Source organism: Prosthecobacter sp. (assembly GCF_020439865.1).
GTDB lineage: Bacteria > Verrucomicrobiota > Verrucomicrobiia > Verrucomicrobiales > Verrucomicrobiaceae > Prosthecobacter.
In genome coordinates, this window is the sequence record NZ_JAGRPF010000013.1 from 1 (window position 1) to 11,010 (window position 11,010).

Below are 11,010 nucleotides of genomic sequence, written 5' to 3' on the forward strand. Positions count from 1 at the left end.
ATGTTTGTCGAAGCCGCGCAGTCCCTCGCCCTTCGCGCCTTGCATGAAAGCAGCAGCGAAACATCCAAACGCCTGCAGAAGCTTTTCCGTCTCGTTTTGAACCGCGATCCACGCGCCGAGGAGCTTTCACGACTTCGTGCCTTCCATGCGGAGCAGAAGGCACGCGTGCAAAGCGCCGGTCCGGAGGCGCTCAAGGTGTTGAACTTTGTCGAGAAATCGGTTCCGCCTGCGGAAGTCGTCGAAGCTGCCACGCTCGTCGCCACGGCGCGGGTGCTCATGAATCTCGACGAGTTCATCAACCGCGAATAATCCGCGCCCATGGTCATCACCTCGCTCGATTTCGACAAACCCGGCAAACAGCAGGGCTTCCTGCAGGTGCCGTATTCCCACAACCTCGGTGGCTGGGCGAATGTGATGATCCCGATCACCGTGGTCGCACGTGGCAAAGGCCCGACCGTGCTCGTGCTCGGTGGCAATCACGGCGACGAGTATCAAGGCCAAGTCGCCATCATGAAACTCGCGCGGGAATTGGAGGCGGAAAAAGTGAGAGGCAGGATGATTCTCATTCCGTCGCTGAATTTTCCCGCGGCACGCGCGAGCACACGACTTTCACCGCTTGACGGCATGAACATGAACCGTGCGTTCCCCGGTGACGCCGAAGGTCCGGTGACGAGCCAGATCGCGCATTACCTGCGCACGGTGTTGTTTCCGATTAGCGACGCGGTCATCGACATCCACAGCGGCGGACGCAGCATGGAGTTCGTGCCGTGCTCGCACATGCACCTCGTGCCGGATCGCGAGCAGCGTCGTCGCATGTATGATGCGATGCTCGCCTGGAACACCGAGTTCTGCTTCATCTACGCCGACATCGCCGGCACCGGCCTGCTGCCCGTCGAAGCCGAGGATCAGGGCAAGACCGTCGTCACCACGGAACTCGGCGGCGGCGAGTGCATTCCCGCCAGCGTGCATCGCATCGCGCAAAGCGGATTGAAGAACGTGCTCGTGCATCTCGGAGCACTCAAAGGCCGTGTCACACCGCGAGCGAAGCCGCCGATTCTCACGCAGGCTCTCAACCGCGAGGACTACATCCTCGCGCCTGAGTCCGGCATCTTTGAAATCGCGCTCGATCTCGGTGCCAAAGTGAAAAGAGGGCAGACTGTCGGCTGGATCCATCATCTTGAGCGTCCCGATCGTGCGCCGGAGCGGATCGTGGCCGCCAGCAGCGGCTACCTCATTACCATGCGCGCTCCCTGTTTGACGCAGCAGGGTGATTGCGTGGCAGTGATCGCCAAACAGGTCAGCGAACGCGAGGTCCTGACTGCATGAGAGGAGCGAAGACAGCCGGCGCGCTCGTCGCCTTCATGTGGTTCGCTTACTTTCTGAACTACTGCGACCGCCAGGCTGTCTTCTCGATGTTTCCGTCGCTGAAGGTCGATCTGAACATGACGGACCAGCAGCTCGGCCTCGTCGGTGCGCTGTTTCTTTGGATCTATGCCTTCGGCTGTCCGGTCTCCGGCTATCTCGGCGATCGTTTTTCGAAACGTCTGCTCGTCGTGCTCAGCCTCGTCGTGTGGAGCGTCGTCACCGTCGGCACGGGGCTCGTGGTCACCGGAACGATGATGCTCGTCATGCGCGCGGCTATGGGCGTGTCGGAATCGCTCTACATGTCCAGCGCCGTTGCACTCACCGCCAGCGCGTATCCGGCTGAGCGACGTTCGCGCGCCGTATCAGTCTTGATGACCGGCCAGATCGCCGGAACCGTCGTTGGCAGTTGGTTCGGCGGCTGGATGGCGGACCGCGGCGAGTGGCGTGGAGCATTCTTCGCACTCGGTGCCGTGGGTGTGCTGTATGCGCTGCCCTACTTCGCCTTCCTGCGACGAGTTGAGGAACCGCTGCCCGATGCCGCGAAGCCGGTCTCCTTCACCTCGCTCATCCACTCGCGCACCTTCCTGCTTCTCTGCGTCGTGTTTCCCGTCTTCGTGTTCGGCATCTGGCTGCTCTACGGCTGGCTTCCCGCCTTCCTGCACGACAAGTTCGCGCTCAATCAGGCTGATGCTGCCTTCAATGCCACTGCGTTTCTGCAGACCGCCACTTTCATCGGCGTGATCAGCGGCGGCATCATCGCTGATGCGTTGTCCTTGCGAATCAAGGCCGCGCGCTTCTGGCTGATGGTGACCGGCCTTGCGCTTTCCGCACCGTGCATCCACGCGCTGGGAAACAGCGACACGCTGCTCGTCACGCGCATCGCCGCCACAGGCTTCGGCTTGTTCAGCGGCCTCTTCATTGCCAATATCTTCCCCGCCGCCTTCGATGTTGTCGCCTCCGAGGCCCGCGCCACCGCTGTCGGCGTGCTCAATTTCTTCGGCGCCATCATGTCCGGCTTCGCCACCCTCTTCGGCGGCATGTGGAAGCAATCATTGGGCATCGACCGGCTGCTCTCGATCACCGCCCTGGCCTACATCGTCGCAGGAGCCGCCTTGATCATCGGCATCAAGGCGCTTTTTCCGCGCGATCTCGCTCAGGCATCAACTGTCTCATGAACTGCAACTTTCTAATCGCGGCCACGCTCGCCTTCGCATCACTCGTCGGCTTCACCCACGCCGCCGACGGGACCTTCAGCTTCACGGTTCTCGAAATCCCCGACATCCAGCGCGGCGCCGGACTCGCCGTCGTCATGCGCACACCTTCGGGAAAAACGTGGCTCTACGACACTGGCACGGCGCATCCCGAGAGGCTGTCGTCCGACGGCTGGCTGGCGAACTTCAATGCCGGACGCGATGTCGTCGCGCCGCTGCTGAAAAAGCAGGGCGTCACCGTCATCGACGGCGTTTTCATCAGTCACGCGCACTATGACCACTTCGGTGGCCTGCTCTGGCTGAAGGATCATTTTGACATCAACAAGCTCATCGACTGCGGATACATCTTCCGCAGTGGCAACGAGGATGACTATCGCGGCACGAACAAGTCGGAACTCGATCACTACAACCTCGTGCGTGATGAGTTCAAAGCGCGTGGAGCCCATATCACGGCCACGGCGGGCGAAATGCTGAATCTGGATTCGGATCTGAAGATCGAAGTCATCGCGCCACCGAAGAGCTACTTCAAAGACCCGAAAGTGAACACGCGGCAGAAGAACGACACGCCTTCGCATTTCCTCGTGAACGCCAACTCGCTCGCGCTGCGCATCCAGTTCGGCGACATCGTCTTCCTGCTGCCCGGCGACATCCAGACCGAGGACATCGAGGCGAGCCTCATGCCCTTCGTGGACAAGACGAAATTGAAGTGTCACATCCTTGTCGCTCCAGGTCATGGCATACATCCCATCCCGCAGGCTTTTCGTGAAGCGACGCATCCGGAGGTCTCCATCGCCAGCGTTTTCCCGCGCTACGCCAAAGGCATCAAATCCACCGTCACGCTGAAGGCGCTCGGTGCCAAAACCTACGTGACTGGTCTTCACGGCACGGTGCAGGTCGTCACGGATGGCAAAACCTATCAAGTCACCACCGAGCGCGATGACACCAACAAGCCCACCATCACGGATCGCGTCCCGCTCTGGCCCGGCAAAGCACCGGTCGGCGATGGCAAATTCGAGGAATGCTCGAAGGAACTTGAAGTCTTCCTCCCGCCTGCTGGCAAGGCAAACGGTGCCGCCATCGTGCTCTGCCCGGGCGGCGGCTATATTCGCCACGTCACCGAAAAGGAAGGCTACCCCATCGCGCAATGGCTCAACGAGCATGGCATCGCCTGCGTCATTCTCGAATATCGGCTGCCATCGCTGCGCCACCAGGTGCCGCTGCTGGATGCGCAACGCGCCATCCGACTCACCCGTGCGAACGCTGCAGCGTGGAAGATCGATCCGCAGCGCATCGGCATTCTCGGATTCTCCGCCGGAGGTCACGTCGCATCGACCGCCCTCACGCATTTCAATGCGGGTGATGCCGCCAACGCCGATCCCATCGAACGCCTGAGCTGCCGCCCTGACTTTGGCTGGCTCGTGTATCCCGTCGTCACCATGGGCGAATTCACGCACACCGGTTCGAAGAACGAACTGATCGGCGAAAACTCGACGGCCGAACTCTTGCGTCTTTACTCGAACGAGTTGCAAGTCGCCGACAACACCCCGCCCGTCTTCCTCGCCCACGCCATCGACGACAAAGCCGTTCCCATCGAGAACAGCCGCCAATTCGTCGCTGCGATGCAGAAACACCAGCGCCCCGTCGAACTCCTCGAACTTCCCAGCGGCGGCCACGGCCTCAACGGCTGCAAAGGCCCGCTTTGGGAGCAATGGAATGCCGCTGCGCTAGTGTGGTCGGCGAAACAGAAAATCATTCCGGCACCATGAACCTGACGAAGCTCCTTCTCCCAATCGTTTTTGCCTGCACACTCAGCGCTGCAGCACCTGATCCGGGCCACTACTCGGAGGCAAAGTTCGAAGTGCGTGCGACGCGCGGGCACAAGCCCGCCATGCGTGATGGCGTGAAACTCTCTGTCGATGTGTTTCAACCCAAGGCGGAAGGGCGATTCCCAGCGATTCTGATCATCACGCCTTACAGCAACAACCCCGGCTTCACGAAACGCGGGACGTGGTTCGCGCAGCGCGGGTATGTCGTCGCCGTTGCGGATTCGCGCGGGCGGTTTGATTCGGAAGGGACGTGGGATCCGTTTGATACCAAGCATAAGACAGATGGCTATGAGCTCGTCGAATGGCTCGCGCATCAGCCATGGTGCGATGGACGGGTGGGCATGATGGGGCTGTCGTACATGGGCTGGACGCAGTGGTGGACGGCGTCTCAGGCGCCGCCATCGCTGAAGTGCATCGTGCCCGAGGTCGCGCCGCCGGATGCGATGTTCAACACGCCCTACCAGAACGGTTTGCTCGTGTCGTGGATGGTCGATTGGGCTGGAGCGAATGGTGGTCGCGTGGCGCAGAACATGGGGCCGGGACCGTATGGCGGTTTCGCGTTGGAGGAACGAAGACTCAAAGACTACATGCAGCTGCCATATGTGAAGCTGCAGGAGGTGCGCGGTGCGCTCGACGCGCCGTGGTATGAGAAATGGATTCTCGGCAACACTTCATCGGACAAGTACTGGCAGGACATCGCCTATCAGACGCCGGAGTCGTATGCAAAGATCAGCGTTCCATCGCTCGCGGCCACGGGCTGGTTTGATGCCGACTTCCCTGGCGCGCCGATGAACTACCTCGCCATGAAGCAGCATGGTGCGACTGCCGAGGCGCGTCGACCGCGCATGGTCATCGGACCTTGGCAGCACATCATCAATACCAGCCGCAAACTCGGTGCTTTCGACTATGGCGCTGAAGCAGTGATCGACTGGGATGGCTATGTGTGCCGATGGTTTGACCACTGGCTCAAAGGCATCGACAACGGCGTGGAGAAGGATGCGCCCGTGCAGTTGTTCGTGATGGGACGCAATCGTTGGAGGACGGCGCAGGACTGGCCGCTTCCAGAGACGAAGTGGACAAAATACTATTTCGGCAGCAACGGCCATGCGAACGGCATTGGAGGTGATGGCACGCTGAGCACCAGCGCTGATCAAAACGCCGAGTCTGACACCTACACCTACGATCCCGGGAAGCCAACGCGCTCGTGTTTCACCGGCGGACATCTGGAAGATGGTGCGGCTGACACGCGCAAGTCATCCGGTGGCGACGGAGTGCTAGTTTACACCACGCCGCCGCTCGAAAATGAAGTGGAAGTCGTCGGCCCAATCACGGCGAAGCTCTATGCCGCCACGTCAGCACGCGACACCGACTGGATGGTGCGTCTCATCGATGTTCAGCCGGACGGCTTCTCCGCGATGCTCTGCGAGGGCGTGATGCGCGCACGCCATCGTGATCCGGAGCACAACGGCGCGTTCAATCCCGCCAAGCTCAGCATCATCGAGCCAAATGAAGCGCTCGAATACACCATCGACTTCTGGCGTGCGACCGCGAACGTCTTCGGGAAAGGCCATCGAATCCGCGTTGAGATCTCCAGCAGTTGGTTCCCTTATTATCTGCGCAATCTGAACACTGGTGCAGATAACATCGGCCTCGAAACCCGGAGCGTGATCGCGAAACAAACGATTTACCACAACGCGAAGCATCCCTCGCATGTAGTCCTGCCAATTATCCCCAAAGTGCAACCATGAGATCTATCGTCCTGCTCCTCGTTCTCATTTCACAGCTTTCTGCCGCCGTCTCTGAAAGGACGCATCAACTGCTGGCTGAAGCCAAAGAGCCGGTTCGCATCGTCTGCATCGGCGACAGCATCACGGGCGTCTACTATCACAGCGGCAGTCTGCGCGCGTATCCAGAGATGCTGCAGATCGCTCTGCAGAAGATCAATCCCAAGGTGGACATCACGGTGCGGAATGCCGGAATCAGTGGCGACACAAGCAAAGGCGGTCTCGCGCGCTTGGAGCACGATGTGTTGGCCCACAAGCCACACCTTGTGACGATCATGTTCGGAATGAACGATCTCGTCCGCGTGCCCGTGGCCGATTTCATCACCAACATGAGGCAGATCATCCAGCGCTGTCGCGATGCGGGCGCGGAAGTCGTTCTTTGCACACAGAACAGCGTCGTGGAATCACCGCAGCGTCCGGTGACGAAGCTGGCCGAGTATTCGAATGCGATCCGTGAACTCGCGAAGACCGAGTCTCTGGCCTTGGCGGACTGCAATGCGGCCTTTGAGGCTGTTCGCGCCAAGGATCCGCTCGCATGGAACTTCCTCCTCAGCGATGCCATTCACCCGAACATGGACGGCCACAAACTCTTCGCCGAAACCATCGCCAGGACCATCACCGGGCAGGAAGTATCTCTGCGCGATGAACCACCACCACCGAACCCGCTGGCACACACGCTCAACCTTCTTCGCGAAGGCAAACCTGTCAGCGTGTTCGCCATGCCTCCTTACGATCAGCACATCGAGGCTGCGTTGAAGAAGCTTCATCCAAATGCGCAGGTCATCGTGAAGTCCTGGACGACGGAAGGAAAGACGCTCGCTGAGCTCGAAACCGCGGCCAAAGCCGTTCGCACGATGAAGCCAGACCTCGTCATCATCGCCGTGTCCGGGCATCTCGGCGAATCAACGCCACAAGCCTTCCACCAGCACTACTCCTGGATCATGAACTGGTCGCTGAGCTTCGGCCCGCAGCAATGGGACGTGGTGGTAGCCCTGCCATCTGCCGCCAAACCGACGCTGGACACCTCCGAAAAAGCCAATGAAGCCCTCGCGCGTCGCTTGGTGCGTGCGCAGGACTTGAGCCTGATTGAGCGTTTGTCTGGGGACAAGTCGCCCTTGTCCGACTTGCTCGTGAAATGGATCGCCGCTCACCAACCATGAACCCGGTCCTGACCACACTTCATCGAAACGACACCACGCGTCGTCGGTTCATCCGCGCGTCGATGGCTGCCGCTTTGGCATCCAGCGCCACGGGCCAGCAGGCTGCTGCTGCGCATACGACATTGCATGCGGGTGATTTGACCGCCGTCATCGGTGACAATTCAGCACACGAGCAACATCGCGCGGGTTACAACGGTCTGTGGAGTCTTCGACATGCGAAGGGCGCGCGCAGTCTCTTCGTGCCAGCCGTCGCAGGATTAAATCTGGAGCACATCGTCAGCGGCGAGCATCTGGAGGATTCGAAAACGTTCTTTGAACCGCGTCATGCGCCGATGTCCCTCACGCGTTTGAGCGACACGGAGGCGGAATTGCATCAACCGCCGACACCGACGTTTCACGTGGAAAGCTGGACGCGTTTCACGCTCAGCGAGCCGCATTACCTCGACATGGAGTTTCGCTGCCGGGCTCATCGCGATGTGTTTCCACGCGGCTATCTGTCGCTATTCTGGGCCAGCTACATGAATGCGCCCGCGGACAAGAGCATGTATTTCTTCGGAGGGCTCGATGCGCAGATGGAAATGTGGACGCAATTCTGCACGCAGTGGCACAACGACCAGAGCACCGTGCGGCATCGCGATGACATCTTCGAAATGACGTTTCCCGAAGGCAGTCGCGACACGCTCTTCAAGAGCCTCTCGCGCTTCCGTTTTGACCTGCCGTTCTTTTACGGGTACTTCGACGATCTCGTGTGGATCGTGATGTTTGATCGCACAGAGGGCATCCGCTTCACACACTCGCCGAGCGGCGGCGGCGCGAATGCGGAGCTGAAGACCACGAATCCCGCGTGGGACTTCCAGTTCCTCATCCAGAAGCCGGAGGTGTTGAAGGACTACACTTTCAAAGTGCGCACGGTGCTGCGACCGAAGTGCTCGCGTGATGAGATCCTCGCGGAGTTTGCCAAATGGAATGAGGCCCGCCGAGCAAAGTGAAGCAGACACTCCTATCTGTTCGGTCAGCGGATAGATTTCTGTCAACGCAGCGCATTAAAAGAGCCGCCACGAAAATCATCCCCGTCTTACTGTTGCTATCCGTCGCTTTCATTCGTGCGCAGGAGCAGGCTCCGCCGAAGATTCCCTCTGACGTGTGGCAGGCCGCGCCGAAGGCCATGTTCCCTGTCATGCACCGGCTGCCGGATGGACGCCTGGCCGCGGTGATTCGCGGAGGAGCGGCTCATCTCGGTCTCGCAGGCAGGCTGGACATGATTTTTTCATCGGACAACGGCAAGACCTGGGGCGGGCAGGTGGTCGTGAACGACTCGCCTCTCGATGATCGCAATCCCGCGTTTGGTGTCGCGAAGTCCGGCGCGCTCGTCGTCAGCTTCTACCGCACGGCCAACTACGATGAGCAGGGCAAATACAATCCGTTTCTCGGCAAGGAAATGTCCACCTGGGTGACCCGCTCCGAAGATGGCGGCAGGACATGGCAGCCGCCCGCGCCCATCGACTGCGCCGCGCACGGTTTTGGCTCGCCCTATGGCCGCATGGTCACCCTTGCAGACGGCACCATGCTCATGGCGATCTATGGCGACGTCATCGGCTCGAAGGGCGACATGAAAGCGCGCCGGGAATCGAGCCATGTGTATCGCTCGACCGATGATGGCCGCACCTGGAAGCGGCTCTCGCAGATCGGCTCCGGCAAGACGCAGCTCAACGAGACGGCCCTGCTCCTAACGCGTTCCGGCCGCCTCATCGCGGCGGTTCGCAGCCGCGCTTATGAATTGTGGACGAGCGTGAGCGATGATGAGGGCGCGACGTGGACCGAGCCGAAATTGCTCGCCCCGGCCTGGGTGCATCCGGCGGACTTGATCGAGGTGCCCGGCGGCGTGCTTCTTCTCGCCGGCAACCGCATCGGTCCCTTTGGCATCATTGGCATCGTCGGCAGCGCCTTGGGCGAGTTTGATTACGCCAGGCGCTTCACGATCACAGACACACTCGCCTCACGCGACAGCGGCTATCCCAGCGGCGTGATTTTGCCCGATGGAAGCGCCCTAGCGCTTTACTACAGCGGTTCTGATCACGCCCACAAAGACTGGGCCCGGCCGCATGTCGCCGCCGTAAGCTTTGCCCTGCCCGGGCAATGAGACGCGCCGTCAGCGGCGCCGCACTTCCCGCAACGCGGAAAGCACATGGCGAGCGAAAGCCGCGGCTCCGGGTGCGTATGAGATAAACCGCATGAAGAAAGTCATCACCCGCTTCCTGGCCTGCCTGTCCCTTTGCGGCCTGTTCCCCGTGTGGGCCAAAGACGCGCCCGTTCAAGGCGATGCCCGCAGGCTCGATCTTGGCGCTGGTGTCACTTTGGAGATCGTGTTCATCCCGCCAGGTGAGTTCATGATGGGCAGTTCGCCGGAGGAGAAGGCGTGGGCGACTGGCATCGAAGGCGGCGCGCAGCCCGGCACGACGCGCGAGTCATTCGAGGGCGAAAAGGCACGACTGACGCATGTGCAGGCTGGCTTCTGGATGGGACGCACCGAAGTCAGCGTCGGGCAGTTCAAGCGCTTCGTCGGAGAGTCCGGTTTCGTGACCGACGCGGAAAAACCCGGTGGTGAAACCCAGGTCTTCGATCCCGAATGGGACGGCTACCACCTCACTACCAGCGTCGTGCATCCATGGAAGTCGATGAAAGGCAAGAGTTGGCGCGATCCGAACTGGAGATTCCCTAACCGCGATGATTTTCCCGTCGTGTGCGTGAGCTACAATGACATGCGGGCCTTTTGCGCATGGCTGACCGAGCGCGAACGCAAAGCAGGCCGCTTGCCGGATGGTTTGGAATACCGCCTGCCCACGGAGGCAGAATGGGAATACGGCTGTCGCGGCGGCAGCAAGGAGAGCCTCGCCTTCTGGTGGGGCAATGAAATCGAAGAAGGCCAGGACAGGCTGAACATCTCCAGCATGGACGTGCTGCCGGGTCGCACGAAAGCATGGCCGCTGGGCAAAGTGCCTTGGAGCGACGGGTTCGCATTTGTCTCACCGGTGGATCACTTTGGCGAAAAAGGCCGCAACGGCTTCGGCCTGGCCGACATGTGCGGTGGTGTGTGGGAGTTTGTTATCGACCACTTCGACCCGAAAGGCGGGCATGAGGAGGTCTATTTTGAAAATGTGGAACAGCGCACCGTGACGCGACCTGTGTGCAAAGGCGGCAACTACTTCGACGTCCCCGGCAACGCGCGTTGTGCAGTTCGGCTCGGAATCAGGAACGTGACGTATTCCGACTCCCGCGATGGCTTCCGGGTCTGTCTGGGTCGTCACGTTGAGGCAGTTTCATCCAAATAGCCACTCTCATGACACAACGCATCCTTCTGCTGGCTCTCGCGATCACCACCATGTCGCATGCGACCGATTTGCGCGTGCCCGAGGCCTACAAAACCGTCCAAAGTGCCATCGACGTGGCCAAATCAGGCGACGTGGTTGTTGTGTCACCGGGCAATTACCAGGAGCATCTCAAGCTCAAAGCCGGCGTGATCGTCAAAAGCGCCGGGAACGACGAGAAAGGCAAAACCGGTCTCAAACGGGCCGAGGCGACCATCCTCGAAGGCGGTGTCGAAATGGCGGAGAAGGCGGTGTTGGACGGATTCACGGTCACTGGCGTCGGGAAGTATGACGAAAAG

The 11,010-nt window shown here is 60.4% G+C and carries 8 protein-coding genes and 2 pseudogenes; all 10 read left to right on the forward strand.

Going from position 1 to position 11,010, the window contains the following annotated elements:
- Positions 1 to 309, forward strand: a pseudogene (locus KDL09_RS00975) (hypothetical protein); the annotation flags it as partial.
- Positions 310 to 318: 9 nt separating this feature from the next.
- The gene (locus KDL09_RS00980; RefSeq protein ID WP_294380407.1) at positions 319 to 1,326 is read left to right on the forward strand and encodes a succinylglutamate desuccinylase/aspartoacylase family protein; all 1,008 of its coding nucleotides are present in this window, start codon (positions 319 to 321) and stop codon (positions 1,324 to 1,326) included.
- Positions 1,323 to 2,540: an MFS transporter gene (locus tag KDL09_RS00985; RefSeq protein ID WP_294380409.1), complete on the forward strand. Its 1,218-nt coding sequence runs from the start codon at positions 1,323 to 1,325 to the stop codon at positions 2,538 to 2,540. The genes KDL09_RS00980 and KDL09_RS00985 overlap by 4 nt, the downstream gene beginning before the upstream one ends.
- Positions 2,537 to 4,342 carry an alpha/beta hydrolase fold domain-containing protein gene (locus KDL09_RS00990; RefSeq protein WP_294380411.1) on the forward strand — a complete coding sequence of 602 codons (1,806 nt, stop codon included), beginning with the start codon at positions 2,537 to 2,539 and terminating at the stop codon, positions 4,340 to 4,342. Before KDL09_RS00985 ends, KDL09_RS00990 begins: the two co-directional genes overlap by 4 nt.
- Positions 4,339 to 6,150, forward strand: coding sequence for a CocE/NonD family hydrolase (locus KDL09_RS00995; protein WP_294380413.1), 1,812 nt, complete (start codon positions 4,339 to 4,341; stop codon positions 6,148 to 6,150). The genes KDL09_RS00990 and KDL09_RS00995 overlap by 4 nt, the downstream gene beginning before the upstream one ends.
- Positions 6,147 to 7,346, forward strand: coding sequence for an SGNH/GDSL hydrolase family protein (locus tag KDL09_RS01000; RefSeq protein WP_294380415.1), 1,200 nt, complete (start codon positions 6,147 to 6,149; stop codon positions 7,344 to 7,346). The genes KDL09_RS00995 and KDL09_RS01000 overlap by 4 nt, the downstream gene beginning before the upstream one ends.
- Positions 7,343 to 8,335, forward strand: coding sequence for a hypothetical protein (locus KDL09_RS01005; protein WP_294380417.1), 993 nt, complete (start codon positions 7,343 to 7,345; stop codon positions 8,333 to 8,335). Before KDL09_RS01000 ends, KDL09_RS01005 begins: the two co-directional genes overlap by 4 nt.
- 92 nt (positions 8,336 to 8,427) lie before the next feature.
- Entirely contained in the window at positions 8,428 to 9,486 is a 1,059-nt protein-coding gene (locus tag KDL09_RS01010) for a sialidase family protein (RefSeq protein WP_294380419.1), read from the forward strand.
- Between the two features lie 91 nt (positions 9,487 to 9,577).
- Entirely contained in the window at positions 9,578 to 10,675 is a 1,098-nt protein-coding gene (locus KDL09_RS01015; protein WP_294380422.1) for an SUMF1/EgtB/PvdO family nonheme iron enzyme, read from the forward strand.
- 8 nt (positions 10,676 to 10,683) lie between these two features.
- Positions 10,684 to 11,010, forward strand: a pseudogene (locus KDL09_RS01020) (hypothetical protein); the annotation flags it as partial.